The sequence below is a fragment of the Nocardia albiluteola genome, from assembly GCF_018860155.1.
GTDB lineage: Bacteria > Actinomycetota > Actinomycetes > Mycobacteriales > Mycobacteriaceae > Nocardia > Nocardia albiluteola.
Genome location: NZ_JAHKNI010000006.1, coordinates 293,224 through 318,763 on the forward strand (window position 1 = coordinate 293,224; position 25,540 = coordinate 318,763).

Annotated in this window: 24 protein-coding genes, 2 tRNA genes and 1 riboswitch; of the genes, 14 read left to right on the top strand and 12 right to left on the bottom strand. The window is 69.0% G+C overall.

Annotated elements, in window-relative coordinates; all coding sequences use genetic code 11:
• Positions 1 to 73 precede the first annotated feature (73 nt).
• Together KO481_RS19835 and KO481_RS19840 are read left to right on the top strand one after the other, a co-directional pair.
• A tRNA-Gln gene (locus tag KO481_RS19835) sits at positions 74 to 145 on the top strand.
• 66 nt (positions 146 to 211) lie between these two features.
• A tRNA-Glu gene (locus tag KO481_RS19840) sits at positions 212 to 284 on the top strand.
• A 292-nt stretch (positions 285 to 576) separates the two neighbouring features.
• Here KO481_RS19840 and KO481_RS19845 read toward each other — a convergent pair.
• Together KO481_RS19845 and KO481_RS19850 are read right to left on the bottom strand one after the other, a co-directional pair.
• Positions 577 to 1,074 (bottom strand): pyridoxamine 5'-phosphate oxidase family protein, encoded by a 498-nt coding sequence (locus KO481_RS19845; protein ID WP_215918672.1) that lies wholly within the window; start codon positions 1,072 to 1,074, stop codon positions 577 to 579.
• Positions 1,075 to 1,174: 100 nt separating this feature from the next.
• The gene (locus tag KO481_RS19850; RefSeq protein WP_215918673.1) at positions 1,175 to 1,876 is read right to left on the bottom strand and encodes an IclR family transcriptional regulator; all 702 of its coding nucleotides are present in this window, start codon (positions 1,874 to 1,876) and stop codon (positions 1,175 to 1,177) included.
• A 113-nt stretch (positions 1,877 to 1,989) separates the two neighbouring features.
• Here KO481_RS19850 and leuC point away from each other — a divergent pair, with 113 nt between their 5' ends.
• The 3 genes from leuC (at position 1,990) to KO481_RS19865 (ending at position 4,825) form a co-directional block, all read left to right on the top strand.
• Entirely contained in the window at positions 1,990 to 3,414 is a 1,425-nt protein-coding gene (leuC, locus tag KO481_RS19855) for a 3-isopropylmalate dehydratase large subunit (protein WP_215918674.1), read from the top strand.
• A gap of 26 nt (positions 3,415 to 3,440) precedes the next feature.
• Positions 3,441 to 4,049: a 3-isopropylmalate dehydratase small subunit gene (gene leuD, locus KO481_RS19860; protein ID WP_215918675.1), complete on the top strand. Its 609-nt coding sequence runs from the start codon at positions 3,441 to 3,443 to the stop codon at positions 4,047 to 4,049.
• Positions 4,050 to 4,204: 155 nt separating this feature from the next.
• Positions 4,205 to 4,825, top strand: a complete 621-nt coding sequence (locus tag KO481_RS19865; protein WP_215918676.1) for an HU family DNA-binding protein — start codon at positions 4,205 to 4,207, stop codon at positions 4,823 to 4,825.
• A gap of 106 nt (positions 4,826 to 4,931) precedes the next feature.
• Here the strand turns inward: KO481_RS19865 and KO481_RS19870 are convergent, their stop codons facing one another.
• From KO481_RS19870 to cofC, 3 genes are all read right to left on the bottom strand, one after another.
• The gene (locus KO481_RS19870) at positions 4,932 to 5,831 is read right to left on the bottom strand and encodes an NUDIX hydrolase (RefSeq protein WP_215918677.1); all 900 of its coding nucleotides are present in this window, start codon (positions 5,829 to 5,831) and stop codon (positions 4,932 to 4,934) included.
• Positions 5,832 to 5,961: 130 nt separating this feature from the next.
• Positions 5,962 to 8,175, bottom strand: a complete 2,214-nt coding sequence (locus tag KO481_RS19875; protein WP_215918918.1) for an RNA degradosome polyphosphate kinase — start codon at positions 8,173 to 8,175, stop codon at positions 5,962 to 5,964.
• 89 nt (positions 8,176 to 8,264) lie between these two features.
• A complete protein-coding gene (cofC, locus tag KO481_RS19880; RefSeq protein ID WP_215918678.1) occupies positions 8,265 to 8,966 on the bottom strand; it encodes a 2-phospho-L-lactate guanylyltransferase in 702 nt (233 codons plus the stop codon).
• A 117-nt stretch (positions 8,967 to 9,083) separates the two neighbouring features.
• Here cofC and KO481_RS19885 point away from each other — a divergent pair, with 117 nt between their 5' ends.
• Together KO481_RS19885 and KO481_RS19890 are read left to right on the top strand one after the other, a co-directional pair.
• Positions 9,084 to 10,079, top strand: coding sequence for an NAD(P)H-dependent glycerol-3-phosphate dehydrogenase (locus KO481_RS19885; protein ID WP_215918679.1), 996 nt, complete (start codon positions 9,084 to 9,086; stop codon positions 10,077 to 10,079).
• Positions 10,080 to 10,112: 33 nt separating this feature from the next.
• Positions 10,113 to 11,210, top strand: coding sequence for a D-alanine--D-alanine ligase family protein (locus tag KO481_RS19890; protein ID WP_215918680.1), 1,098 nt, complete (start codon positions 10,113 to 10,115; stop codon positions 11,208 to 11,210).
• Positions 11,211 to 11,239: 29 nt separating this feature from the next.
• On the opposite strand, the gene KO481_RS19895 is transcribed toward KO481_RS19890, so the two are convergent.
• A complete protein-coding gene (locus tag KO481_RS19895; RefSeq protein ID WP_215918681.1) occupies positions 11,240 to 11,890 on the bottom strand; it encodes a DUF3515 domain-containing protein in 651 nt (216 codons plus the stop codon).
• Positions 11,891 to 12,011: 121 nt separating this feature from the next.
• Here KO481_RS19895 and KO481_RS19900 point away from each other — a divergent pair, with 121 nt between their 5' ends.
• From KO481_RS19900 to KO481_RS19910, 3 genes are all read left to right on the top strand, one after another.
• Entirely contained in the window at positions 12,012 to 12,968 is a 957-nt protein-coding gene (locus tag KO481_RS19900; RefSeq protein ID WP_215918919.1) for a thiamine-phosphate kinase, read from the top strand.
• Between the two features lie 62 nt (positions 12,969 to 13,030).
• Positions 13,031 to 13,708: a uracil-DNA glycosylase gene (locus tag KO481_RS19905; protein WP_215918682.1), complete on the top strand. Its 678-nt coding sequence runs from the start codon at positions 13,031 to 13,033 to the stop codon at positions 13,706 to 13,708.
• A gap of 85 nt (positions 13,709 to 13,793) precedes the next feature.
• On the top strand, positions 13,794 to 14,054 hold the full coding sequence (locus KO481_RS19910) for a hypothetical protein (protein WP_215918683.1): 261 nt from the start codon (positions 13,794 to 13,796) through the stop codon (positions 14,052 to 14,054).
• Positions 14,055 to 14,064: 10 nt separating this feature from the next.
• Here the strand turns inward: KO481_RS19910 and KO481_RS19915 are convergent, their stop codons facing one another.
• Together KO481_RS19915 and rpmB are read right to left on the bottom strand one after the other, a co-directional pair.
• On the bottom strand, positions 14,065 to 14,628 hold the full coding sequence (locus tag KO481_RS19915; RefSeq protein WP_215918684.1) for a GNAT family N-acetyltransferase: 564 nt from the start codon (positions 14,626 to 14,628) through the stop codon (positions 14,065 to 14,067).
• Positions 14,629 to 14,703: 75 nt separating this feature from the next.
• Entirely contained in the window at positions 14,704 to 14,895 is a 192-nt protein-coding gene (gene rpmB, locus KO481_RS19920) for a 50S ribosomal protein L28 (protein ID WP_011210730.1), read from the bottom strand.
• A 322-nt stretch (positions 14,896 to 15,217) separates the two neighbouring features.
• On the opposite strand from rpmB, the gene KO481_RS19925 reads away from it, so the two are divergent.
• Entirely contained in the window at positions 15,218 to 16,981 is a 1,764-nt protein-coding gene (locus KO481_RS19925; protein ID WP_372452082.1) for a DAK2 domain-containing protein, read from the top strand.
• Between the two features lie 2 nt (positions 16,982 to 16,983).
• Positions 16,984 to 19,260 (top strand): ATP-dependent DNA helicase RecG, encoded by a 2,277-nt coding sequence (gene recG, locus KO481_RS19930; protein WP_215918685.1) that lies wholly within the window; start codon positions 16,984 to 16,986, stop codon positions 19,258 to 19,260.
• Between the two features lie 10 nt (positions 19,261 to 19,270).
• On the opposite strand, the gene KO481_RS19935 is transcribed toward recG, so the two are convergent.
• The gene (locus KO481_RS19935; RefSeq protein WP_215918686.1) at positions 19,271 to 19,417 is read right to left on the bottom strand and encodes a hypothetical protein; all 147 of its coding nucleotides are present in this window, start codon (positions 19,415 to 19,417) and stop codon (positions 19,271 to 19,273) included.
• 134 nt (positions 19,418 to 19,551) lie between these two features.
• On the opposite strand from KO481_RS19935, the gene KO481_RS19940 reads away from it, so the two are divergent.
• Positions 19,552 to 20,463, top strand: a complete 912-nt coding sequence (locus KO481_RS19940) for an EamA family transporter (RefSeq protein ID WP_308166697.1) — start codon at positions 19,552 to 19,554, stop codon at positions 20,461 to 20,463.
• A 35-nt stretch (positions 20,464 to 20,498) separates the two neighbouring features.
• Positions 20,499 to 20,933, top strand: a complete 435-nt coding sequence (locus KO481_RS19945) for a hypothetical protein (protein ID WP_215918687.1) — start codon at positions 20,499 to 20,501, stop codon at positions 20,931 to 20,933.
• 19 nt (positions 20,934 to 20,952) lie between these two features.
• Here KO481_RS19945 and KO481_RS19950 read toward each other — a convergent pair whose 3' ends face one another.
• From KO481_RS19950 to metE, 3 genes are all read right to left on the bottom strand, one after another.
• Positions 20,953 to 22,383 carry a short-chain fatty acyl-CoA regulator family protein gene (locus KO481_RS19950; RefSeq protein ID WP_215918688.1) on the bottom strand — a complete coding sequence of 477 codons (1,431 nt, stop codon included), beginning with the start codon at positions 22,381 to 22,383 and terminating at the stop codon, positions 20,953 to 20,955.
• A 223-nt stretch (positions 22,384 to 22,606) separates the two neighbouring features.
• On the bottom strand, positions 22,607 to 22,783 hold the full coding sequence (locus tag KO481_RS19955; protein ID WP_215918689.1) for a DUF1737 domain-containing protein: 177 nt from the start codon (positions 22,781 to 22,783) through the stop codon (positions 22,607 to 22,609).
• A 74-nt stretch (positions 22,784 to 22,857) separates the two neighbouring features.
• The gene (metE, locus tag KO481_RS19960) at positions 22,858 to 25,128 is read right to left on the bottom strand and encodes a 5-methyltetrahydropteroyltriglutamate--homocysteine S-methyltransferase (protein ID WP_215918690.1); all 2,271 of its coding nucleotides are present in this window, start codon (positions 25,126 to 25,128) and stop codon (positions 22,858 to 22,860) included.
• A gap of 123 nt (positions 25,129 to 25,251) precedes the next feature.
• Positions 25,252 to 25,470, bottom strand: a riboswitch (cobalamin riboswitch).
• Positions 25,471 to 25,540 lie beyond the last annotated feature (70 nt).

Below are 25,540 nucleotides of genomic sequence, written 5' to 3' on the forward strand. Positions count from 1 at the left end.
GGGCTGGTAATCTTCTCCGCGGCCCGGAAACAAGCCCCCAGCCCACGGGTTGGAGGCCGAAAGCCCAGGTCATTGGGGTATGGTGTAATTGGCAACACAGCTGATTCTGGTTCAGCCATTCTAGGTTCGAGTCCTGGTACCCCAGCAGAGTGTGCTCACCGTCAACTCGGTTGGCGGTGAGAACCAGCTTCGGTTGGCAACACTCGTCCGAGGTCCCGTCGTCTAGCGGCCTAGGACGCCGCCCTCTCAAGGCGGTAGCGCGGGTTCAAATCCCGTCGGGACTACACAAATCCCAGGCTCATGCTCATGGAGAGCATGAGCCTGGTTTGTTTCGTCATTATTGTGGGGGCGCGCCCCCACGCCCCCGGCCCGGAGGGGCTTCGCCCCCCGGACCCCCCGCTTCCCGCTGGGTAAGTAACGTGGGCGGGGTGGGCTTGGGGGTACCGGCAACGGTTGATTTAAATCGGGGCATCGGGGTTGGGACGGTACGGCTGAGATGCATCGGGATCGGTTACCTCAGCTGGTAGTGCCGGGGATTCCTCGCTTGGGCCGGTCTTCCTCAATCCTGCTGCCAGCTCAATCCTGTTGCCAGGTGGAGCCGCCCGGAGCCATGGCCGGCAGGCCCAACTTGCGGTGGTCCCAGCTGCGGGTGCGTTCGGGGATCACGCGGACCGCGACCCGCTTGTTCAGCATCTGCTCCACGTAGGGGCGCATTTCCTCGGTGTAGGGGGCGGTGTAGCGCTCCCAGACGCTCACGCCGACCTTGAACAGGGCCTCGGTGTCGTCGATGATCTCCGCGCGGCCCTCGATGGACACCCCGCGCAGCTGGTCGTAGCTGTCGCCCGCCTCGATCAGCACCGTCACGCGCGGGTCGCGGCGGATGTTCACCGCCTTCTGCGACTTGGCCTTGGTCTCGAACCAGATCTCGCCGTCGACCACGCCGTACCACATGGCCGTCAGGTGCGGCAGGCCCGTGGACCCGAGGGTTGCCAGCGTGATGATGCGGCTGCGGCCCAGGAAATCGGTGATCTCGTCGTCCGACATCACGATCTGTGCGCGTTGATTGACTCCCATGATCCGACTGTAATTTACGGCGTATGGCGCCGCTCACAGCGGTCTTCGTCACATCGAGTGCGGGTATTCGCGGACCTGGTCACGGTCTTGCCGGGGTACCTCACAACCGCTTGTGCAGGGCGTCGGCGGCCGCCACGAGATCCGCCGCCCAGCGCGCGCCGGGACGACGCCCCATCCGGTCGATCGGGCCCGACACCGACACCGCCGCCACCACGTTGCCCGCCGAATCGCGCACCGGCGCGGAGACGCTGGCCACCCCGGCCGCGCGCTCCGCCGCGCTCTGCGCCCAGCCGCGCCGGCGGACCTCGGTCAGCGCCCGCTCGCCGAAGACCGCGTCGGCCAGCACGCTGCGCTGCGTTTCCGGATCCGCCCAGGCCAGCAGGACCTTGGCCGCCGAACCCGCGGTGAGCGGCAGGCGCGCGCCCACGGGGACGGTGTCCCGTAGCCCGGACGACGGCTCCAGCGCCGCGACCGCCACCCGCGAATGCCCATCCAGCCGGTACAGCTGCACGCTCTCCCCGGTGATCTCCCGCAGCCGCGGCAGGATGGCGGCCGCGGCCTCCACGATCGGGTCCGCGGCGGTCGTGGCCAGCTCCGACAGTGCGGGTCCGGGTCGCCACAGGCCGTTGCCGTCGCGGGCGAGCAGGCGATGGGTCTCCAGCCCGACGGCGAGGCGGTGCGCGGTGGCGCGGGGCAGGCCGGTACGCGCGCACAACTCGTTGAGCCCGCACGGCTGCTCGGCGGCCGCGTAGAGCACGGCCATGGCTTTGTCGAGCACCCCGATACCGCTATGCTGTCTCATAAGGCGATATTAGCGTCCCGAATAGTGAGATATGCAAATTCGGGACACACCCATCCGAGATCGCGTCGCCGGCCCACGGCGGCGCGGATGGCTAGCGAAGGGAGTCAGCGGTTATGGCCGAGCGGCCACGCACACTGGCGGAAAAGGTCTGGGACCAGCACGTCGTCGCCCGCGGCGCGGGCGAGGGCGAGGCGCGCGAGCCCGACCTCATCTACATCGACCTGCACCTGGTGCACGAGGTCACCAGTCCGCAGGCCTTCGACGGCCTGCGTGCTGCCGGTCGGCCCGTGCGCCGGCCCGATCTCACCATCGCGACCGAGGACCACAACGTCCCGACCGTTGATATCGATAAGCCGATCGCCGATCCCGTTTCTCGCATCCAGGTCGAGACGCTGCGGCGCAATTGCGACGAATTCGGTGTGCGCCTGTATCCGATGGGCGATATCGAGCAGGGCATCGTGCACGTGGTCGGCCCGCAACTGGGCCTGACCCAGCCCGGTGCCACCGTGGTCTGCGGCGATTCGCACACCTCGACGCACGGCGCCTTCGGCGCACTGGCGATGGGCATCGGCACCAGCGAGGTCGAGCACGTGCTCGCCACCCAGACGCTGTCGTTGCGCCCGTTCAAGACCATGGCGGTCAACATCGACGGCGCGCTGCCCGACGGGGTGACCAGCAAGGACGTCATTCTGGCGGTGATCGCCCAGATCGGCACCGGTGGCGGTCAGGGCTACGTGATCGAGTATCGCGGCGAGGCCGTGCGCGCCATGTCGATGGAGGCGCGGATGACGATGTGCAACATGTCCATCGAGGCGGGCGCGCGGGCGGGCATGGTGGCTCCCGACGAGACCACCTACGAGTTCCTGAAGGGCCGCGCGCACGCTCCCCGGGGCGCGGATTGGGATGCGGCCGTGGCGGCCTGGGATGCCCTCGCGACCGAGCCGGGCGCCGAGTTCGACGCCGAGGTGCACATCGATGCTTCGGCCCTGACACCGTTCGTGACCTGGGGAACCAACCCGGGACAGGGCGTTCCCCTGGGCGCGGCGGTGCCGAATCCTGCCGATATGGCCGACGAAACCGCGCGCGAGACCGCCGAGAAGGCGCTGCGCTATATGGATTTGGAGCCCGGTACTCCACTTCGTGAGGTGTCGGTCGACACCGTATTCGTCGGCTCGTGCACCAATGGCCGGATCGAGGATCTGCGGGCGGTGGCCGGGGTGCTGCAGGGCCGCAAGGTGGCCGACGGCGTGCGGATGCTGATCGTGCCGGGGTCGATGCGGGTGCGCGCACAGGCCGAATCCGAGGGGTTGGGCGAGATCTTCACCGCCGCGGGCGCGGAATGGCGGCAGGCGGGTTGCTCGATGTGCCTGGGTATGAATCCGGATCAACTTTCCCCCGGTCAGCGCTGCGCGTCGACCTCCAACCGCAATTTCGAGGGCCGGCAGGGCAAAGGCGGCCGTACGCACCTGGTTTCGCCGCTGGTCGCGGCGGCGACGGCGGTGCGCGGAACGCTGTCCTCACCGGCCGATCTGAACTGACCGTCCCTACCTACTCAGGAGAACTCATGGAAGCCTTCAAGGTGCACAAGGGGATCGGGGTGCCGCTGCGCCGGTCCAATGTCGACACCGACCAGATCATCCCCGCGGTCTATCTGAAGCGGGTCACCCGAACGGGATTCGAGGACGGCCTGTTCGCGGCCTGGCGCTCGGATCCGAGCTTCATTCTCAACACCGAGCCGTTCAACCGGGGTAGTGTCCTGGTGGCCGGTCCGGATTTCGGTACGGGATCCTCACGCGAACACGCCGTTTGGGCACTCATGGATTACGGCTTCCGGGTCGTCATCTCGTCGCGCTTCGGCGACATCTTCCGTGGCAACGCAGGTAAGGGCGGGCTGCTGGCCGCGCGGATGTCACAACATGATGTCGAATTGCTCTGGAAGATGCTCGAGGAACAGCCCGGTCAGGAATTGATCGTCGACCTCGAGGCGCGCACCGTGACCCTCGGAACCGTCGTGTTGCCCTTCGAAATTGACGACTACACCAGGTGGCGGCTGCTGGAGGGACTGGACGACATCGGCCTGACTCTGCGTCAGGAAGACGCGATCGACGGGTTCGAAAAGGGTAGGCCCGGTTGGAAACCCAAGACCATTCCGGAGCCAATTTCGCGGGCGTAATCGGACTGGGCGTTAGCTGGGAGCTACCAATCGCGGTAGCTGTGCGTGTGCCACACCACATGAAATTTGGCGTGGCACATAGACTCTTGCCCATTGAAGGTTTACCGTGGTACCTAGTCGGTCCGACGACGGGCCATTAGTCTGCGGAGGATTCAATGAACAAGGCGGAACTGATCGACGTTCTGACCGAAAAGTTGGGTACTGACAGGCGCACGGCCACTGCGGCAGTCGAGCAGATTGTCGACACGATCGTGCGCGCGGTGAACAAGGGCAACAGCGTCACCATCACCGGTTTCGGTGTGTTCGAACAGCGCAAGCGCGCTGCGCGAGTGGCGCGTAACCCGCGTACCGGCGAAACCGTGAAGGTCAAGCCCACTTCGGTCCCTGCGTTCCGTCCCGGTGCGCAGTTCAAGGCGATCATCGCTGGGAAGCAGAAGATCGCAGCGGCCGGTCCGGCCGTGAAACGCGGTGTGGCAGCACCGGTGTCGGGTGCGGCGAAGAAGACCGCCGCCAAGAAGGCAGCCGCCAAGAAGACGGCCGCCAAGAAGACCGTGGCCGCCAAGAAGGCTGTCGCGAAGAAGACCGTCGCCAAGAAGGTCGCAGCGAAGGTCGCGGTGAAGAAGACGGTGGCCAAGAAGGCAGCCGCCAAGAAGACCGTGGCCGCCAAGGCGCCCGCGAAGAAGGCGGCCGCCAAGGCCACCGCCAAGAAGACCACGGCGAAGAAGGCGCCCGCCAAGAAGGCGGCGGCCAAGCGGACCGCCACCAAGCGCCGCTGATACCGAACCGAGAAGGGCCCCGGCTGCATGGCAGCCGGGGCCGATTGGTGTGTCGGGCCTGATCTTTCCTGGACGGCCGCCCGGAACTTGGTCTCCCAGAGCGGATTCAGCGTTCGCGCAGCGACCTGTCGAGATGGTCCGCGGCCACCAGGCGGCCGTGGGCCACCGACAGCACCCACACGGTGCCCTTGCGATTGCGTGCGGGAGGCAGTGTGACGCCATCGATTTCGGCCCACTCGGCCAGCAGTGGCGGAATCACCTTGCCCTGACTGCAGATCACCGGCACCGCACCCGGCGACACCAGCTGCCGAACCCGCTTCAGGGCGGCGTCCGGCCCTGCGGCATAAGCGGTTTCGGTCAAGAGGGGTTCGGCGGCGATGCTCACGTCGAGCGCCTCGGCCAGCGGTTCGACGGTCTGCACGCAGCGCTGCACCGGCGCCGCGGAAACCTCGGTAGGGCCGAAGGCCATCAGGCTGGGGACCAAGGCCATTGCCTGTGCCCTGCCGGTCTTGTCGAGCGGGCGCTCGTCGTCGTCCGGACTGGACAGGCGGTCCCGGCGTCCCGCCTTGGCGTGCCTGACGAGTAGGAGGGTTTCCGTATCCGGGGGGTGACGCAGGAACTGGCGGATGATGGAGCGATCCATCGGATAGGACAGCGCGCCCATTACCCCGTCCAAGTTGTACCAATGCAATTCGTCCACTTCCGAATTGCTGGTGAATTCGCCGTCGTTGATCGTGGCGACCCAGTAATCCACCCGCTTGAGCTTGCGATGCCCGGGCACCGGGTAGGTGACGCTGCCCAGATAGCGGCCCAGGCGGGTGTTCAGCCCCGTCTCCTCGGCCACCTCGCGCACCGCCGCGACCATCGGGGTCTCGCCGGGGTCCAGTTTGCCCTTGGGCAGCGACCAGTCGTCGTATTTGGGGCGGTGCACCACCGCCACCTCGACCGCACCGCCGCGCCGGCGCCGCCACACGACAGCACCGGCGCCGAGAATATTCGCGGTCACCCGGGGATCGGATATGGATACGTCCCCGGGATCCGGTGTTGCCGAACCGCTCACGTCTCCGCCTCGCTGGCGCTCGGCTCCGACGTGCGTGATGCACGCCGGCCCGATGGTTCGCTCCGCTGCGCTCCGCTCACTGCTGGTCCGGCCGCCGTAGGCGCATCATGTACTCCTGGTGGTCGCGCACCTGTTCGCCCTGCTGGATGACCTCGGCCTCGGTCGGATGCGCCTGCCAGGTCCCGTCGGGCCGCAGCACCCAGCAGCGGGTGGCCGGATACAGGGCCGAATCGAAGACCACGGCCAGCTGGTCACACAGCCGGGGATCCTTCACCTGCGCCATGACCTCCACGCGCCGGTCCAGGTTGCGGTGCATCATGTCCGCGCTGCCGATCCAGTACTCGTCCTGGGCCTGGAAATGCATGACGCGGGAATGCTCGAGGAAGCGGCCGAGGATCGAGCGCACCTCGATGTTGTCGCTCATGCCCGGCACGCCCGGGCGCAGCCCGCAGATGCCGCGCACGACGATCTGCACCGGCACCCCGGCCTGCGACGCCCGGTACAGCGCGTCGATCACCTGCTCGTCGACGATCGCGTTGGCCTTCATCCGGATTCGGGCGTCGTGGCCCTCCTGGGCGAGCTCGGTCTCGCGCTGGATCCGCTCGATGATGCCCGAGCGCACGCTGCTGGGCGCCACCAGCAGGTTCCGGTAGGTGGCCTTGCGGGAGTATCCGGTCAGCGAGTTGAACAGGTCAGTGAGGTCGGCGCCGATTTCCGGTGCCGCGGTGAGTAATCCGACGTCCTCGTAGAGGCGCGCGGTCTTCGGGTTGTAGTTGCCGGTGCCGATATGGCAGTAGCGGCGGATGGTGGCGCCCTCGCGCCGGACCACCAGACAGGTCTTGCAGTGCGTCTTGAGCCCGATCAGGCCGTAGACCACGTGCACGCCCGCCTGTTCCAGGGCGCGCGCCCATTTGATGTTGGCCTGCTCGTCGAAGCGGGCCTTGATCTCCACCAGGGCCACGACCTGCTTGCCGGCCTCGGCGGCGTCGATGAGCGCGTTGACGATGGGGGAGTCGCCGGAGGTGCGGTACAGCGTCTGCTTGATCGCCAGCACCTGCGGATCGGCGGCGGCCTGCTCGATGAATCGCTGCACGCTGGTGGAGAACGAGTCGTACGGGTGGTGGACGAGCACGTCCCCCTCGCGCAGGGCGGCGAAAACGTTTCGGGGCGTTTCCCTCTCACCGAATGCGGGCGGGGTGGTCGGCACCCACGGCGCGTCCTTGATCGCGGGCCGGTCCACCCCGTAGACCTGCCACAGGCAGGACAGATCCAGCAGACCGGGCACCTGGATGACATCGCCGGGGTCGACATCGAGCTCGCGCAGCAGCAGATCGAGCATGTGCTCGGTCATGTCGTCGGAAACCTCCAGGCGCACAGGAGATCCGAACCGTCGCCGGGCGAGTTCCCGCTCCAGGGCCTGCAGCAGGTCCTCGTCGCGGTCCTCGTCCACCTCGAAGTCGGCGTTGCGGGTGATGCGGAACGAATGATGTTCCACCACATCCATACCCGGGAACAGCTGATCCAGGTGCGCCGCGATCAACTCCTCCATCGGCAGGAATGCGGCCAGGCTGGATCCGGCGGCGGCGTCGGCCTCCCGGATCGAGGAGTTGCGGGCGCCCTGCGTCGCGGCGCTGCGGCGCACGCGTACGAACCGGTCCACATTGTCCGGCACCTTCACGCGCGCGAAGTGCTCGCCGCCGGTCTCGGAATCCTTCACCGTCACAGCGAGATTCAGGCTCAGGCCGCTGATGTAGGGAAACGGGTGCGCGGGGTCCACGGCCAGCGGGGTCAGCACCGGGAAGACCTGGTCCTGGAAATATCCCGAAAGACGCTGGCGCTCATCGTCGTCCAGATTCGCCCAGCCGATGATGGCGATGCCCTGCTCGACCAGCGCGGGCTGCAGTTCGTCCAGGAACACCCGGGCGTGCCGCGAGGCCAGCTCCTGGGTGGCGGCCGCGATCAGGGCCAGCTGCTCGGTCGGGGAGAGGCCGTCGGCCGAACGCACCGACAGCCCGGCCTCGGCCCGGCGCTTGAGCCCGGCCACCCGGACCATGTAGAACTCGTCGAGATTCGAGGCGAAGATGGCCAGGAACTTCACGCGCTCGAGCAGCGGTTCGGAACGGTCCTCGGCCAGGGCGAGCACGCGGGCGTTGAAGTCCAGCCAGCTCAACTCCCGGTTGAGATAGCGATCGACGGGCAACTGCGGCAGTGCGGTGCTGGTGGCCGGCTGCGCGGCCGCGGGCGGCGCGGCGGGTAGTCGCTGAGACTGGACGGTCTCCGTATCGCTCATGGGCACGGTCACAATCATTCCTTATGTCTGAAGCGGGTGCCGCCGGTTCCCCCATCGACGCAATAGTTAGCAATTACTTGGCTTACAAATTATTGAGTACACATATGACCCGTGTCGCACCTCCGTGTGAGTTGTTCGTGAACGCGGCGGGGCCACCCGATGTCCTGCAGTAGTGCGGTGGTGGCCGGACCCACGCCGAGGCTCAGCGCGGCGTTCAGGTCCGCGGCGGTGTCGACATCCAGCCGCAGACCCGGCCAATCGCCGACGAGATCCTTTGCGCCCGAGTCGGCATGGCGGCGGGCGGAATCCGGGCCGAACAGCGGGGCCAGCGGTGCGGTGCCGTCGCGCACCAGCAGGGCCGCGGTACCCCGGCCGGTGTGGTCGGCCACCAGCGCCCGGCCCGTCGCCGGCGCGGTGTCCAGCGCGTCGGCGAGCTCGGCCGGCCGCAGGGCAGGCAGATCCGCCTGCAGCGCAAGCAGATCGACCGCGCCGTGGCGCCCGCGCACGGCCGCGGCCGCGGCGGCGAGGGCCGAGTTGAGCAGGTCGGTGCCCGCGGCGGGATCCGGATGCGCGACGCACCCCAGCGCGCGCACCGCGGCGGCCACCAGGGGATCTGGCGTAACGACGGTGACCGAGCCGATGCCCGCGGCAAGCGCGGCATTCACCGTGTCGGACAGCATCGCCAGCACGAGCCGGGACCGGTCGGCGGGCGGCAGCTCGTCGGCGAGTCGGCTCTTGGCACGCTCGAGGTTCTTCACCGCGATCACGGCGTGGACAGCATCCGGACGCATGCGCCCATCGTCGCACGTCCGGCGCAGTGGTGGATGTCATGCCTTACGCGACGGCGCGAGCGGCGAACCGTCGGGTATCGCAGCGCGGCCGGGGGAACTGATGGCACTATCGGATTCGTGACCAGTGCGGCAGTGATGGGTGCGGGATCGTGGGGCACCGCATTAGCGAAGGTGTTGAACGACGCGGGCACCGAGGTGACGATGTGGGCCCGGCGGCCGGAGGTGGCCAAGGTGCTGGCCACCGAGCACCACAACCCGGTCTATCTGAGCCATGCGCGCCTGGACGGGGTGCGGGCGACCGACGACTACGCGGCCGCGCTCGACGGCGCGGAGATCGTCGTGCTGGCCGTCCCGGCCCAGTCGCTGCGCGAGAATCTCGCGAACTGGCGCGCGGCGATCAGCCCCGACGCCACGCTGCTCAGCGTGGCCAAGGGCATCGAGACCGGCACGCTGATGCGGATGAGCGAGGTCATCGCCGAGGTCACCGGGGCGGACGCGGGCCGGATCGCGGTGCTGTCCGGGCCGAATCTCGCGGGTGAGATCGTCGACGAGCAGCCCGCCGCCTCGGTGGTGGCCTGCAGCGACACCGCGCGCGCCGAACTCGTCCAGCGCGCCTGCGCCACGGGCTATTTCCGGCCGTACACCAACACCGATGTGATCGGTTGCGAGATCGGCGGCGCCTGCAAGAACGTCATCGCGCTGGCCTGTGGGATCGCCTCGGGAATGGGCCTGGGCGACAATTCGATCGCCAGCCTCATCACCCGCGGGCTGGCCGAGATCATCCGCCTGGGCGTCGCGCTCGGGGCCAATCCGGTGACGCTGGCGGGCCTGGCGGGGGTCGGCGATCTGGTCGCCACCTGCACCTCACCGCTGTCGCGCAACCGGTCCTTCGGGCACGTGCTGGGCGCGGGCGGATCTATGGAGGCCGCGCAGCAGGCCACCCACGGTCAGGTCGCCGAGGGCGTGAAGTCCTGCACTTCGATCCGGGCCCTGGCCGAACGCCACGGGGTGGAGATGCCGCTGACGACCTCGGTGCACCAGGTCTGTCACGAGGGGTTGTCGGTGGCCGACGCGGTCGGGTGGCTGCTGGGCCGCAGCATCAAGCCCGAATGATTATCTCGGCGTTCTGCGGGTACGGTTCCGGACATGAGTAACCGGATTCGGGTCGCGGTGGTTTTCGGCGGCCGCAGCAACGAGCATGCGGTGTCGTGTGTGTCCGCCGGCTTCGTGCTGCGCAACCTCGACCCCGAACGGTACGAGGCCGTGCCGATCGGCATCACCCGCGACGGGACCTGGGTGCTGAGCGGATCCGATGCGCGTGCCCTGGCCATCGCGGACCGCGCGCTGCCGTCGGTGGACGGCTCCGGCACCGAACTGGTGCTCGCCGCGGACCCCACGCGCGGGGGTAGCCTGCTCCCGCTCGGCGGCGGTGAGGGCCCGGGCGCGGTCGAGGTGGTGTTCCCGGTGCTGCACGGGGCGTTCGGCGAGGACGGCACGGTGCAGGGCCTGCTGGAGATGGCCTCGCTGCCCTACGTCGGGCCGGGCGTGCTGGCCAGCGCCACCGGCATGGACAAGGAGTTCATGAAGAAGCTGCTTGCCGCCGAGGGGATTCCGATCGGCGACCACGTCGTCCTGCGGCCCGGCACGGCGACCCTGAGCGAGCAGGAACGCGCCCGCCTGGGCCTTCCGGTCTTCGTCAAGCCCGCGCGCGGCGGCTCGTCCATCGGCATCACCAAGGTGGATGCCTGGGATCGGCTGGAGGAGGCCATCGCCGTTGCGCGAGAGCACGATCCGAAAGTCATCGTGGAGGCGGCCATCGCCGGGCGCGAGATCGAATGCGGCGTACTGGAATTTCCCGACGGCCGGGTACAGGCCAGTGTTCTGGCCGAGATCCGGATGCCGGACGAGTCCGCGACCGCGGCCCCGGACTTCTACGACTTCGACACCAAATACCTCGACGACGTATGCGAGTTCGACATTCCGGCAAAGCTGGACGACGACCTCACGCAACAGGTTCGGGACATGGCCGTGCGTGCTTTCCGCGCCCTGGACTGCCAGGGGCTCTCGCGCGTCGACTTCTTCGTGACCGCGGACGGCCCGGTGATCAACGAGATCAACACCATGCCCGGCATGACGGCCATCTCGATGTACCCGCGCATGTGGGAGGCCACCGGCATCGACAACGCCGCGCTGGTCGGCACCCTCGTGGAGACGGCACTGGCCCGCGGCACCGGGCTGCGCTGAATTCCCGGGCCGCGATCCACCAGCCGGATTCAGTTCGGGATCGGGCCCGGGTCGAGCGGTTTCGCGGGCAGCACCTTGGTGACGGTGTTCGAAAGATCCTGCAGCGGTGTCGGTCCGGCCTTGTCGGGCATCGTGACCGCGATGTAGGTGCCGCGGTCGACGACGTACCAGGTGCCCGAGGTGTTGCCGCTGGCCGGGTCGCGCACCTCGAACCAGTTGACGCCGTTGACGACCTGCAGGGCGGCCGCCTTGGTGAATTCCGCCGGGCGGTCCAGGCCGCAGCGCAGCACGATCGGGTCGCCACCGTCGGGCAGCTGCCACGCCACGGTCGCGGGCGGGGCGGGCTTGGCCAGTTCGGACCGCGTGTAGTCGCCGAGCTTGGCGGGCAGGGCCGGGAGCAGGGCGGTGCATTCCGGGCCGGAGGAGGCGGGCTGCGGGACCGAGCCCAGGGCCAGCGGATCGCGGGAGACGTGGCTGCCCTGGAACACGGCGATGATCAGGACGGCGACAATCAGCGCGACCGGGAGGGCAACGGCCGTGGCGATGAGCGCGGGGGAGCGTTTCGGGCCCTCGTCCTCGGCGCTGTAGCGGTCGGACGACGCGGCCGCGGCGGCGGGATCGGCCTTCGCGACGTCGTCGGTGATCTCGGCCGTGCCCGGCCGGTCCGTCTCGCTGCTCATCCGCGAATCGTCTCCATTCGTCTCGGTGCCCGGATCGTGGCTGGTGATCATCGGTTTCGGGTTCGAGGGTAGCCTCGCGGACGTCCGCGATCCCCGGCGCGGTTGACGAAAGGAGACGGCCATCACTGAGCGCAGCACCGGCACCGTGCGTGAGCTGGGCGAGTTCGGGCTGATCGCGCGGATGAACGCCGGTCGCACCCAGGTTCCCGGGGTGCTGCTCGGTCCCGGCGACGACGCCGCGGTCGTGGCCGCACCGGCCGGGCAATTCGTGGTCAGCACCGACATGCTGGTGCAGGATCGGCATTTCCGGCTGGACTGGTCGAGCCCCCGTGACATCGGTGCCAAGGCGATCGCGCAGAACGCCGCCGATGTGGTGGTGATGGGCGCGGCCCCCAGTGCGTTCGTGGTGTCCTTCGGCTGCCCGGCCGACACCCCGGTCGCCTTCGTGGACGACTTCGTCGAGGGCATGTGGGCCGAGGCGGACCGCGCGGGTGCGTCCATCGCCGGCGGTGATGTGGTGCGCGCCCCGCTGTTGATCATCTCGGTGACCGCCTTCGGCAATCCGCTGCGCGCGCCGGTGCTGCTGTCCGGTGCGACGCCGGGTGACGTCGTCGCGGTCGCCGGTCGCCTGGGCTGGTCGGCGGCCGGGCTGGGCGTGCTGTCGGCCGGGCTCGATCCGGGGTCGTACCCGGACGTGGTTGCCGCACACCGGATTCCGAGCCCGCCCTATCGCGCGGTACTCGACCTGCCGTCGAGTGCGCCGATCACGGCCATGACCGACGTCTCCGACGGACTGCTCGCGGATATCGGGCATATCACCGAATCCTCCGCTGTCGCCGTCGATCTCGACTCGACCGCGGTCCGCGACGCGGCCCTCGAGCCGGTCGCCGCCGCGCTCGGGGCCGATCCGCTGGTGTGGATCCTGACTGGGGGCGAGGACCATGCGTTCGTCGCGACATTCCGCGCGGGACAGCATCTTCCGGCCGGTTGGCGACAGGTGGGCAGGGTGGCCGACGGCGCGGGTGTCACGGTCGACGGGGTCGAGCGGTCCGGACCGGTCGGCTGGGAATCCTTCTAGCGCCACCGGCGAACTCAGGGCCAGCTGTCGCGGTGAGATCGGCCACGCTAAGTTCTTCCGGCATGGGCGCAAAAACATTGCCGGAGATCATCGATACGGGCTGGGCCGAGGCGCTGACGCCGGTTGCCGACAGCATCACCGCCATGGGCGAGTTCCTGCGCGCGGAGAACGAGGCCGGGCGCGGGTATCTGCCGAAGGGGGAGAACGTGCTGCGCGCGTTCCAGCGGCCGCTGGACAAGGTGCGGGTGCTGATCGTCGGTCAGGACCCCTATCCGACGCCGGGACACGCTGTGGGCCTGAGTTTCTCGGTGGCTCCGGATGTTTCGCCGGTGCCCCGCAGCCTGGCGAACATCTTCTCCGAGTACTCCAAGGATCTGGGATACCCCACGCCGTCCTGCGGCGACCTGTCGCCGTGGTCGGACCAGGGGGTGCTGATGCTGAACCGAGTGCTGACCGTGCAACCCCGGGAGGCCGGCTCGCATCGGGGCAAGGGCTGGGAGGCGGTGACCGAGCAGGCGATTCGCGCACTGGTGGCCCGGGACCAGCCGCTCGTGGCGATCCTGTGGGGCCGCGACGCGTCCACCCTCAAGCCGATGCTGGGCAGCGTGCCGTACATCGAATCCGCCCATCCCTCACCGCTGTCGGCCTCCCGGGGATTCTTCGGATCGAAGCCGTTCTCCCGTACCAACGAATTGCTCGGTACATTGGGGGCCGCCCCGGTCGATTGGCGACTGCCCTGACCGGTGCGGGAGTTCGAGCGAATGTGCAGTGGGTGGCGTCGGGGCCTATACCCGTTGCCAGGAAACAGGAAATAGGAGCAGTTGTATGCAGATCAAGTCCGTGCGCGGTGCCATCGTGGCCGTTGCCGCCGGAGCCGCCGTCCTGGGTGCGCCGGCGGCGGCCCAGGCCAAGTCCATTCCGCTGGTAAAAGCCCCGGCGGCGAATACCCAGCAGGGTGGCCCGGTCTTCGAGCTCTACGACCCGCAGACGGGTTCGGCATCGATGTCGTCGCAGGTGAACGCCTTCGGGCTGTGCGCGATACAGAGCATCAGCGCCAACGTACAGTGCATCGGCGGGGCGAGATAGATTCGGCCGGTCACTCGGCCCGGCGGATCATGCGAACCTCGACGGTGGGGGAGAAACGTTCCGCTCTGCGGGTGCCGTCGAGTTCGAAGCCGTAGGCACGATAGAAGGCCTGGGCCCGGGGATTCTCCTCGAACACCCACAGTGAATGGGTGGACGGGACGGGCCCGGGCCTTTCCGCTGTCCGGACAACCTCCCGCGCCGATCGGGAGATGCCCGGGATCGCCGCCCGCATCAGATCGTCGGCCAGGCCGGTGCCGTACCAGGCGGCGCGCACGTACAACGCCCGCAGTTCGAGGGCCGCGACCGGAGGGTCGTCGCGGGAGGGACCCGAGCCCGCGAAGCCGATGACCGTCTCGTCGTCATCGAGTAGCGCGATGTGGACCGGTTCCGGGTCCTGGGCCCGGATGCGTTCCCACTGCTGGGCGCGGCGTTCGATATCGAAGGCGGCCAGCAGGTGATCGGGGACCAGTCCCCGGTATGCCTCGCGCCAGCACACGATATGGCATTCGGCGAGGCCTCGGGTGTGTTCGGCGGTGAGCGGGGCGATCCGCCAGGGGTGCGAAGGAATCGTCATCCGCCTATCCCGCCTATGAGAACGCCCCGGACCACCCTTGCGGGTGCCGGGGCGCTGTTGAACAGGGTGCGCAGCTCAGCCGCGAACGACCTTGCCCGCCTTCAGGCAGGAGGTGCAGACGTTCATCCGGCGGGTGTTGCCGGGCGCGACCTGCGCACGAACGGTCTGGATGTTCGGGTTCCAGCGACGGTTGGTGCGCCGGTGCGAGTGCGAAACCGACTTACCGAAGCCGGGGCCCTTGGCGCAGACGTCGCAGACGGCAGCCATAGTCGCGAGCTCCTTCATGTCATGTGGGGACCGCTGCCCCCGTGGGGACGGCCTGTCCGGAAACGTGTCAACAATGCCTGCCCGCGAGACCGCTGGCGAGCGCAGCCGAATCTACGGCCGCGCGAGGCAACCCTGCAAGAGTAGCCGTCGGCGGCGATCGATGTCCAATCGCGGTCGCGGCGGGCCCGGCCCGGTGTGCTGGGTCATAGCCGGGAACCAGTCCGTCGCGACGGACTGTCGGTGCCGTTGATTAGGCTGGAGGGGGGATCTGGGCATTGCTCGCCGAGGTCGACGTGGTGACACATATATAGAGGAAGGGACGGTGACGGTGCCCGGGGTCCGGGAGGTGCTCGATGGGGCTGCGCTCGTGCGCTGGGGGCAGCTGTGCCTGGCGGGTCTGGAACGTCACCGTGACGAGATCAATGCGCTGAACGTCTTCCCCGTCGCCGATGCCGATACCGGCACCAACCTGCTGGCCACCATGCGTGCCGCGGTCGATGCGGCCGGGGCCGTGCCGAACCCGGAGAGATTGCCGAGCGTCGTGGCCGCGGCCATGGCCCGGGCGGCGACGGGCGGTGCCCGGGGTAACTCCGGGATCATTCTGTCGCAGGTGCTGCGCGGGTTGGCCGAGGCCGTCGAGAACGGACCCCTGACCGCGCGGACCCTTCGCGATGCGCTGCGGCGGGCCGCGGTACTGGTGCGAGAGGCGCTGAGCGTGCCGGTCGAGGGCACCATGCTCAGCGTGCTCGAGGCCGCCGCGGACCAGGCGGCGGACTGCTCGGAGCACACGCTGGCCGAGGTGGCGCTGGCCGCGGCCGACGGCGCGGTCAAGGCGCTGGGTGATACGCCCTCGCAGCTGGGGGTGCTGCGGGATGCGGGAGTGGTGGACGCGGGAGCGCGTGGGTTACTGGTGCTGTTGGACGAGCTGGTCACGGTGATCATCGGCCATTCGCCGGTCCGGCAGGTGTACGAGGCGCCGAGGGGCCAGGGCCGGGGAGCCCGCGGCGGAGCGAGCACAGAGGTCGGCGACGATACCTCGCGCGTCGTCGAGGTGGCCCCACCCGAGAGTGCCGAACCGCGCCCGGAAAGACACGGAATACCGGTCGTCGCATCAGGACTCGGCGTAACGGACCGGCACAGTGGCTCCCTTGCGGGCCCTCCGGACGAAATCTCGCGGCCGCAATACGAGGTCATGTACCTGCTGTCCGGCACGGACGAACGACGCATCGGAACGTTGCGCGATCACCTTGCGCGGCTGGGCGACTCGGTCGTCGTCGTGGGCGACGGGGAGGGCATGTGGTCGGCGCACGTGCACTGCGCCGATGCCGGTGCGGCCGTGGAGGCCGGGCTCGCCGCGGGGAGCCTGAGCCACATCCGCGTCGAGGGCCTCGCGGTGAATCCGTTTGCCGCACAGGGCGCTCCCGATCGCGGCATCCTCGCGGTGGCCGCGGGCGCCGGGGCCGCGCGGCTGTTCGAGGACGCGGGCGCGGTCGTGCTGGACGGCGAGGTCACCGCCGAGGCGCTGCTGTCGGCGATCCGGCGGATGCCTCAGCGCGAGGTGCTGGTGCTGCCCAACGGCGCCCTGGCCGCGCACGAACTGGTCGCCGTGGGTGTCGCCGCGCGCCGCGGCACCGCCGGGGTGCGCCCGCGCGAGGTGCTGATGCTGCCGAGCGGGTCGATGGTGCAGGGACTTTCGGCGCTGGCGGTGCACGACGCCGCCCGGATCGCCGTCGACGACGCCTTCGCCATGTCCGAGGCGGCCGCCGGAACGCGATGGGGCGCACTGCGTATCGCGCCGGAGCGGGCGCTGACCATCGTGGGCACCTGCAATCGCGGAGACGGTCTGGGGCTGGTCGGCAACGACGTGGTCGTCATCGATCCGGATCCGCACGCGGCGGCGGCCACCCTGCTCGATCGGATGCTCGGTCTGGGCGGGGAACTGGTCACCCTGCTGCTGGGCGCGCGGGCGCCCGAGGGGCTCGGCGACGAGCTGACCGAACACATTACAGCGATATTTCCCGGGGTCGAGGTCGTCGCCTATGCCGGCGGCCAGCCTGTGGATCTGGTGCAGATCGGGGTTGAGTAGCGATGGCGACACTGCGGGACCGCCTGGACCACGTGCTCGGGGTCAAGGCCGCCGAACCGCTGGCCGACGCCTTCGACATGCACACCGTCGAGGATCTGCTGCGCCACTACCCCCTGCGCTACGTCACCCAGGGCCAGCCGCTGACCGAGGAGGCCCCCGAGGAGGGTGCGCACCTCACGGTGGTCGGCACGGTGACCAAGACCGAACTGCGGCCGATGAAGAACCGCCGCGGGCGGCTGTTGAAGGTGGAGCTCGACGCCGGCTCGGCCAAACCCGTCGATATCACCTTCTTCAACGGCGACAAGGTGAGCTATCTGGTCAAACAGGGTGTGCGGGCGATGATGTCGGGCACCGTGCACTGGTGGCGGCCGGACCGCTGGAATCTGTCGCATCCCTCGTACCTGATTCTGCCGGAGGCAGGGGACACGGTGGAGAATCTCACCGCGGTGCGCGGCAGCGGCGACCTGCGAGGGCTGGCCCGCAGCGCCAAAGGCGACGGGGGCGTGGACGTTTCGTTCTTCGAGCGCGAATTCGTTCCGGTCTACCCGGCCACGGCCAAGGTGCAGAGCTGGGATGTGCTCGCCTGCGTGCGGCAGGTGCTGGACCAGCTCGATCCGATCGATGATCCACTGCCGCAGCATCTTCGCGAGGATCGCGGGCTGCTGGCGGTCTCCGACGCGCTGCGCCTGATCCACCTGCCCGAGAGCAAGTCCGATATCGAACAGGCAAGGGAGCGTCTGCGTTTCGACGAGGCGATGGCACTGCAGCTGGTGCTGGCCGAGCGCCGCCACGACGCCGAGGGTCGCGCGGCCCGGCAGTGCCCGCCCCGGACCGACGGCATCGCAACGGATTTCGACAAGCGGCTGCCGTTCGAGCTGACCGCCGGGCAGCGGCAGGTGATCGGCGAGATCTCCGAGGATCTCTCGGGCGCCCATCCGATGCACCGGCTGCTGCAGGGCGAGGTCGGATCCGGCAAGACGATCGTTGCGCTGCACGCGATGCTGCAGGTCGTCGACGCCGGACAGCAGTGCGCGCTGCTGGCGCCGACCGAAGTGCTTGCCGCCCAGCATTATCGATCGCTGCGCGGCATGCTCGGCGATCTGGGTACCGCCGGTGAGCTGGGTGCGGCGGACAACGCCACCAAGGTGGTGCTGGTGACCGGCTCGATGTCGGCGAGCACGAAGAAGGCCGCACTGCTGGACGCGGTGACCGGCGAGGCGGGCATCGTGATCGGCACCCATGCGCTGATCCAGGACGCCGTCGAGTTCTACGACCTGGGCATGGTGATCGTGGACGAGCAGCACCGGTTCGGCGTCGAGCAGCGGGATGCGTTGCGCGTCAAGGCCAAGCAGGGGATGAGCCCGCATCTGCTGGTGATGACCGCGACCCCGATTCCGCGCACGATAGCCATGACCACGCTCGGCGATCTCGAGACCTCCACGCTGACCGAGCTGCCGCGAGGACGCTCGCCCATCACCACCCGGGTGGTCCCCGCCAAGACACATCCGAGCTGGGTGGATCGGGCGTGGGAGCGGATCCGGGAGGAGGTCGAGGCCGGGCGCCAGGCGTACGTGGTGTGCTCGCGCATCGGCGACGACGAGGACGAGAACCCGACCGCGAAGGGCAAGGGCCGCAAGGCGAAAGCCGAGGAGGAGAAGGAGGGGCCGGCCACGCATGCCGCACGGGACGTCTTCGAGACGCTGAGCGCAGGGGCGCTGGCCGGTCTGCGGGTCGGGCTGCTGCACGGCCGCCTGCCCGGTGACGAGAAGGACGCGGTGATGCGCGCGTTCAACGACGGCGAGATCGACGTGCTGGTCTGCACCACCGTGGTCGAGGTCGGCGTCGATGTGCCCAATGCGACGGTCATGGCCATCGTCGACGCGGACCGTTTCGGGGTCAGCCAGCTGCACCAGCTGCGCGGGCGGGTCGGGCGCGGCAAGCATGCGGGCCTGTGCCTGCTGATCACCGAGACCTCGCCGATGGGCGGCGCGATGGCCCGTCTGGAGGCCGTCGCGGGAACCCTGGACGGCTTCGAGCTGTCGGTGCTGGACCTGCGGCAGCGCCGCGAGGGCGATGTGCTCGGCGCGGCCCAGTCCGGCACGGCCCGCAGCCTGCGCCTGCTGTCGCTGCTGGACGACCTCGAGGTGATCACCGCCGCCCAGCAGCTCGCCCGCGAGGTCGTCGAGGCCGATCCGACGCTGGAGAAGCACCCGGGCCTGGCGACGATGATGCGTGCCGCGGTGGACGGTGAACGCCTGGAGTACCTGGCCAAGTCATAGGTGTGCCCGGCTACCAGCCCATATCCCTGGTGGCCGCGGCTTGCTCGGCCGCGATCTGTTCGGTCGCCGCGGATGCGACGTCGTAGTCGGCCGCCCACTCGAACCGGGAGCAGAGGTCGGTCAGCGCCTGCTTCCGCGCCGGATGGGTGATCGGCACGGTCCTGCTCGATGACGCTGGACCGGGAAGGCGCGAGCCGCATTTGGCGTTGTGTCCTGACGCCGGGTGGGATGCTGCTCGGGAGGCAGGACCGGCGGTTGAATGAGGCGGCCGCGGAGAGTGGAGGTGTGCCGGTGGTCGCGATCGATTTCGGGCGGGCGCGGAGAGTCTCGTGGCCGCAGGTGTTCTCGCGGCTGCCGGTGCGGCAGGGGATCGGCGGGGTGCCGCCCACGCTGCTGGTGCTGGCGGGGATCGTCAGCGTGCAGATCGGTGCGGCGCTGGCCACCGAGCTGTTCGCCGCGACCGGACCCGCCGGTGCGGTGAGCCTGCGTCTGGGCTTCGCGGGGGTCGTCCTGCTGGTGTTCTGGCGGTCCTCGCTGCGGATCGAGCGGCGGGCGCTGCCGGTCGTGCTCGGCTTCGGCGCCGTGCTCGCCGCGATGAACTTCTCCTTCTACGAGGCGATCGATCGCATTCCGCTCGGCATGGCCGTCACCATCGAATTCCTCGGTCCGCTGGCGGTGGCCCTGGCCGGTTCGCGGCGCTGGGTCGATCCGGTCTGGGCGGTGCTGGCCGGGGGCGGGGTCCTGCTGCTGACCCGCTCGGCGGGGGCGGTGCCGTGGACGGGTGTGCTGTTGGCCCTCTGCGCTGCGGCCTGCTGGGCCTGCTACATCCTGCTCAGCGCGAAACTCGGCGAAAAGACCAGCGGCGGTGGGGGGTTGGCCCTGGCGATGGCTTTCGGCGGACTGCTCATGGCCCCGATCGGCATCGCCGATGCGGGCGCCGCGCTGCTGCATCCGGCGGTGCTGGCCGCGGGATTCGGCGTCGCAATGCTGTCCTCGGTGCTGCCGTATTCGGTGGAGCTCGAGGCGCTGCGCCGGATTCCGCCCCGGGTGTTCGGGGTGCTGATGAGCCTCGAGCCCGCCGTCGCGGCCGTCGCCGGGCTGATCGTGCTGAGCCAGGCGATGAATCTGCCGCAGTGGGCCGGCATCGCGTGCGTGGTGGCGGCCTCGGCCGGTGCCACCCGAACCGGACGGATCGATCCCTAGCGGAAGTGGTCAGTGGTCGTGTCTAACATCGCGACATGTCAACACCTCCAATGGAGTCCGTCGTTCACGATCTAGTCGCTCTCGATTTCCCGGGTGAAGACATGCGGGACGGAGTTCGCAGCAGTGGGCCCGGCTATCACCTGTGTACTCTGCGGGCCAGCCAGTACTTCTGGGAACGCAGCACCGAGGCATGGGAGGCGGCCGACGCAGAGATCGAGACCGCTCTCCGAGAGCTGACAGCGGCCCTGACCGAGTGCTGGGGTGTTCCCGAGACGATCGAGCTCGATCCGCTCCAGTGGTACGAGCCCGAACCCCTCAGTCAGCTGTCACAAGGGGCTACGGTCGTCGCCTGGTATCGACCCGAAGCCGGTCGGTGGGTCGGGCTCACCACCTTGCAAGGAGATGTGGAACTCCCGATCGAGTTGTGCGTGGGTGTCGGGGAGGGGCCGATCCCGGCCGTAGAGCCTTAGCCCATCGGCATGGGCCCGGCTATAGCTCCGAGCGCAGCACGTGGGGGTACGGCAGGTCCACCGATGACGTCTCGGTGACGGCCAGTGGCCGTCCGATCTGCGGGAATGCCCGCTGCGGGCAGGAGGAGCGATCGCACACCTTGCAGCCCGCGCCGATGGGGACCGCGGCTGCCGGGTCGTCGAGTTGTAGTCCACTGGAGTACACCAGGCGGTCGGCGTACTCGATATCGCAGCCCAGCCCGATCGCGAATTCCTTGGTGGCCGTGTTGAATCCGCGCGGCGCCGGGTTGGTGGTGCGAGCGACCCACAGGTAGCGGCGACCATCGGGCATCGAGGCGACCTGGGTCAGCACCCGGCCCGGATTCGCGAACGCCTCGTGCACCACCCACAGCGGGCAGCTGCCGCCGACCCGGGAGAAGTGGAATGCCGTGGCGGACTGGCGTTTGGAGATGTTCCCGGCGCGGTCGGTGCGCACGAAGAAGAACGGCACCCCGCGCTGGCCCTGCCGCTGCATCGTGCTGAGGCGATGGCAGACGGTCTCGAAGCCCACCTCGAAGCGCAGGGAGAGCAGGTCGATGTCGTACCGCAACTCCTCGGCCGAGCGCAGGAACCTTCCGTACGGCAGCACCAGCGCCCCCGCGAAATAGTTCGCCAGCCCGACCCGGGCCAGCGCGCGCGATTCGCCGGACAGCGACGGGGTTCCGCCCAGCACCTCGTCCAGCAGCCGCCCATACAGCAGGAACGCAAGCGTGGTGGCGATCTGGAAGGCGCGCTGCCCGGGGCGCAGCCGGCGGGCCAGGGTCAGGGTGCGGGTCTCGGGATCGTACTGGCGCTTGGGGATGGCCGGATCTGCGCCGTCGCCGCGGACCAGCACCGTCACCCGGGCGCGCTCCTCGGCGACGCGGGCCAGCTGGCGGTCCAGCGAGCCGATGGTCAGGCCGGACTCCTCGAACAGCTGCTCGGCGGCCAGATCGAGCTGGGGGATGTGGTTGTGATGGTCGTAGAAGAAGTCGCGCACGTCCTCGTACGGCATGGGCACGCCGGGGGCGCCCGTCGGGGTCGCGACCTTGGAGGACAGCAGGTCCAGCTGATCGGTGGCCGCGCGCAGCCGGCGGTGCATGGCCACGATCGTCTTGGCCACCTCGGGCAGCCGGGTGGCCAGGTCCTCGACCTCCGCGGCGGGGGGTGCGGTGCCGCCGCCGGCCTCGACCAGCACCTCGTGCAGGTCCGAGACCAGCCGGGCGTCCGAGTCCGCCGCGAAGAACTGCACATCGAGATCGAACGTCGAATTCAGTTTCAGCAGTACCGGAATGGTGAGGGGGCGTTGATCGCGCTCGAGCTGGTTGAGGTAGCTGGGGGACAGCTCGAGGGACTTGGCCAGGGCAGCCTGGGTCATCCGCCGTTCCTCGCGCAACCGCCGTAGTCGGGCACCCGCATACATCTTGCGCACTCGCAGATGGTACTGCAGGCCTTCGCAATCATTGCAGTTCCCTCGCGGATTGCCCGGAAAAAATCTGCTACTGCGAGGTAACGCAGGCCCTGTTACCGGTGCGTACTGTGCGAAGGATGATCATTTCACCGGGAGCGGGTCAGAGGTGAGGTGCCGCGGTCACCATCCGCTCCCTGGGGAGTTTCCGGGAGATAGCCGACTGAGAGCGAATGCGGAGGTACGCCTAGCGCGGGTCGAGGATCACCGCCTGTGCGGCGATGACGGTCGTGCCGTCGAAGGTCACCGACGGCGAGCCGTGGAGCCGGTAGCCCTCGTCCAGCAGGGCACTGATGCGCTGGCAGAAGGTGGCGTCGTCCGGGCCGGTGATCAGACGGTAGCGCAGGGGTTCCGGAGTGGTCATGAGTTCGAGGGTAGCCCCGGTGCGACGGCGGCCCGCCCGGCCGAAGCCGGGCAGGCCACCTCATTCGCCAGAGCTCAGCGCACGCTGTGCGCGGCGGCGACCATGTTGCGCAGCGACTCTTCCACCTCGACCGGCCCGCGGGTCTTCAGCCCGCAGTCGGGGTTCACCCAGAGCCGTTCGGCCGGAACGGCTTTCAGGGCGGACCGCAGCGCGGCACTGATCTCCTCCACACTCGGCACCCGGGGTGAATGGATGTCGTAGACGCCCGGTCCGACGCCCAGATCGAATCCGGCCGAGTTCAGATCGTCCAGCACCTCCATGTGCGAGCGCGCCGCCTCGATCGAGGTGACATCGGCGTCCAGCGCCGTGATCGCGCCGATGACCTCACCGAATTCGGAGTAGCACAGATGCGTGTGGATCTGGGTGGCATCCGATACTCCGCTGGTGGACAACCGGAACGCGGCCACCGACCAGTTCAGGTAGTCCGGCTTGGCCTCCGCGCGCAGCGGCAGCAGCTCCCGTAGGGCGGGCTCGTCGACCTGGACGATGCGGATGCCCGCGGTCTGCAGATCGACGGTCTCGTCCCGGATGGCAAGGGCCACTTGGCGAGCCGAATCCGCCAGCGGCTGATCATCGCGCACGAACGACCACGCCAGAATGGTCACCGGCCCGGTCAGCATGCCCTTGACCGGCTTGTCGGTGAGCGACTGCGCGTACGAGATCCATTCCACCGTCATCGGTTCCCGGCGCACCACGTCGCCGAACAGGATGGGCGGGCGCACGCAGCGGGTGCCGTAGGACTGCACCCAGCCGTTCGCGGTAGCGGCGAATCCGTCGAGCTGCTCGGCGAAGTACTGCACCATGTCGTTGCGCTCGGGTTCGCCGTGCACCAGCACGTCCAGTCTCAGCTTCTCCTGCAGCGCAACCACATCGGCGATCTCCGCGCGCATCTGCTCGCGATACTGCGCCTCGGTGATCTCCCCTGCGCGCAGCGCCGCCCGCGCCTTGCGGATGGCGGTGGTCTGCGGATAGGAGCCGATGGTCGTGGTCGGCAGCAGCGGTAGCTGCAGCCGATCACGTTGCAGCGCACGGCGTTCCTCGGCCGGGGCGCGATGTTCGGCGTCCGGGCCCAGGGCCGCCAGCCGGGCGCGGACGGTGCCCACGTGCAGGCGCGGGTCGTCGCGGCGGCTCCGGGCCGCGGTGCGGGCGGCGGTCAGCTCGTCGGTGATGGCCTCGGTGCCCTCCCGCAGCGCCCGGGCGAGCAGCTGTACCTCGCGGACCTTCTCGGCGCCGAAGGCGAGCCATGAGCGCAGCGCCGGGTCCAGCTCGGCCTCGGGCTCGAGCGAATACGGCACGTGCAGTAGCGAACTGGAGCTCGAGACGGCCAGCGAGCCGGACGCGCCCTGCAGGGTGCCCAGCGTGGCGAGCGCGTCGTCGAGGTCGGTGCGCCACACGTTGCGCCCGTCCACCACGCCCGCCACCAGCAGCTTGTTCGCCAGCGCCGGGATCGAGGTCACGTCGGAAACGGTTGTGCCCGAGACGAAGTCGAGTGCGATGCCCTCGATGTCGGTCCCGGCCAGGACCTCGAGCGCCGGGCCCGGTCGTCCGAAGTACGTCGCGACCAGCAGTGCGGGCCGCGTCGGCGCGGAAGCCAGGTCCGCGTATGTGTTCCGGACGAGCACGATCTCCTCGTCGGTGAGATCGGTGACCAGCACCGGCTCGTCGATCTGGACCCACTGTGCGCCCGCGGCGGCCAGCTGCCCCAGCAGCTCTCGGTACAACGGCAGCAGCTCCGTCAACCTGGCCAGGGGCGCCGCGCTGTCGATTCCCTTGGCCAGTTTCAGGAATGTCACCGGGCCGATGATCGCCGGACGGGCCGGGATGCCGAGCTCCCGCGCCTCGCGCAGCTCGCCGAGCACCTTCTCGGGGTGCAGGGTGAATGCGGTGTCCGCGCCGATCTCGGGCACCAGGTAGTGGTAGTTGGTGTCGAACCATTTGGTCATCTCGAGCGGTTCGATGCCATCGGCGCCGCGCGCCGCCGCGAAGTAGCGGTCCAGTGGGTTGGCGATGCCCGCGACCCGGGGCGGCAGCGCGCCGAGCAGGACCGCCGTGTCGAGCATCTGGTCGTAGTACGAGAAGGTGCCGATCGGCACCGAGTCGAGTCCCGCCGCGTGCAGGGCGCGCAGCTGGTCGGCACGCAGGCCACCGGCCACGGCGTGCAGTTCATCCGCGGTGAGGCGGCCCGCCCAGTAGCCCTCGATCGCCCGCTTGAGCTCGCGACGCGGCCCGATTCGCGGAATGCCGGGGACCGTCGCGGTGAACGGTGTGTGCGGAATGACAGTCATGGAATTTCTCCAGTGCTGGTAGCCACGGTCACCGCCGTATATGCGCAGACGGAGCCCAGGGTGTGTGTGGTGATGCACCGGTGTCCGCCCGCCCGATCCACGAGGCGGTGGCCGCCGGATACGGCGTATCCGGCACAGCGGGCAGGTCTTCGGACTTACAGGCGCCACCTCGATGAGCGCACCCCGGTCGTGCCGGGGTGTGTCCTACTGGCCGTCGCTTCCCAGGTGTGCACCCAGTGCTGATGACGGCGGTCGTTCCTGCATACCGCTGCGGGACAGTCCCGGATTCCCACCGGGTTCCCTCTCACCCGGCCCCGAGGGACCGGGTTCGACGCTGCCGCACGACGCTCGGGGCTCCAACTCGCCGGCGCAGCGAACCAGCTGCACTGTCAAGCATAAGCGATCCGCGATA

What these genes read in the sequence shown, in the direction of transcription:
- KO481_RS19845 (WP_215918672.1), bottom strand. Translation starts at nt 1,074, where the DNA reads ATGGGAGTCAATCAACGCGCACAGATCGTGATGTCGGACGACGAGATC.
- KO481_RS19850 (WP_215918673.1), bottom strand. Translation starts at nt 1,876, where the DNA reads ATGAGACAGCATAGCGGTATCGGGGTGCTCGACAAAGCCATGGCCGTG.
- leuC (WP_215918674.1), top strand. Translation starts at nt 1,990, where the DNA reads ATGGCCGAGCGGCCACGCACACTGGCGGAAAAGGTCTGGGACCAGCAC.
- leuD (WP_215918675.1), top strand. Translation starts at nt 3,441, where the DNA reads ATGGAAGCCTTCAAGGTGCACAAGGGGATCGGGGTGCCGCTGCGCCGG.
- KO481_RS19865 (WP_215918676.1), top strand. Translation starts at nt 4,205, where the DNA reads ATGAACAAGGCGGAACTGATCGACGTTCTGACCGAAAAGTTGGGTACT.
- KO481_RS19875 (WP_215918918.1), bottom strand. Translation starts at nt 8,175, where the DNA reads ATGAGCGATACGGAGACCGTCCAGTCTCAGCGACTACCCGCCGCGCCG.
- cofC (WP_215918678.1), bottom strand. Translation starts at nt 8,966, where the DNA reads ATGCGTCCGGATGCTGTCCACGCCGTGATCGCGGTGAAGAACCTCGAG.
- KO481_RS19890 (WP_215918680.1), top strand. Translation starts at nt 10,113, where the DNA reads ATGAGTAACCGGATTCGGGTCGCGGTGGTTTTCGGCGGCCGCAGCAAC.
- KO481_RS19895 (WP_215918681.1), bottom strand. Translation starts at nt 11,890, where the DNA reads ATGAGCAGCGAGACGGACCGGCCGGGCACGGCCGAGATCACCGACGAC.
- KO481_RS19905 (WP_215918682.1), top strand. Translation starts at nt 13,031, where the DNA reads ATGGGCGCAAAAACATTGCCGGAGATCATCGATACGGGCTGGGCCGAG.
- KO481_RS19910 (WP_215918683.1), top strand. Translation starts at nt 13,794, where the DNA reads ATGCAGATCAAGTCCGTGCGCGGTGCCATCGTGGCCGTTGCCGCCGGA.
- KO481_RS19915 (WP_215918684.1), bottom strand. Translation starts at nt 14,628, where the DNA reads ATGACGATTCCTTCGCACCCCTGGCGGATCGCCCCGCTCACCGCCGAA.
- rpmB (WP_011210730.1), bottom strand. Translation starts at nt 14,895, where the DNA reads ATGGCTGCCGTCTGCGACGTCTGCGCCAAGGGCCCCGGCTTCGGTAAG.
- recG (WP_215918685.1), top strand. Translation starts at nt 16,984, where the DNA reads ATGGCGACACTGCGGGACCGCCTGGACCACGTGCTCGGGGTCAAGGCC.
- KO481_RS19945 (WP_215918687.1), top strand. Translation starts at nt 20,499, where the DNA reads ATGTCAACACCTCCAATGGAGTCCGTCGTTCACGATCTAGTCGCTCTC.
- KO481_RS19955 (WP_215918689.1), bottom strand. Translation starts at nt 22,783, where the DNA reads ATGACCACTCCGGAACCCCTGCGCTACCGTCTGATCACCGGCCCGGAC.
- metE (WP_215918690.1), bottom strand. Translation starts at nt 25,128, where the DNA reads ATGACTGTCATTCCGCACACACCGTTCACCGCGACGGTCCCCGGCATT.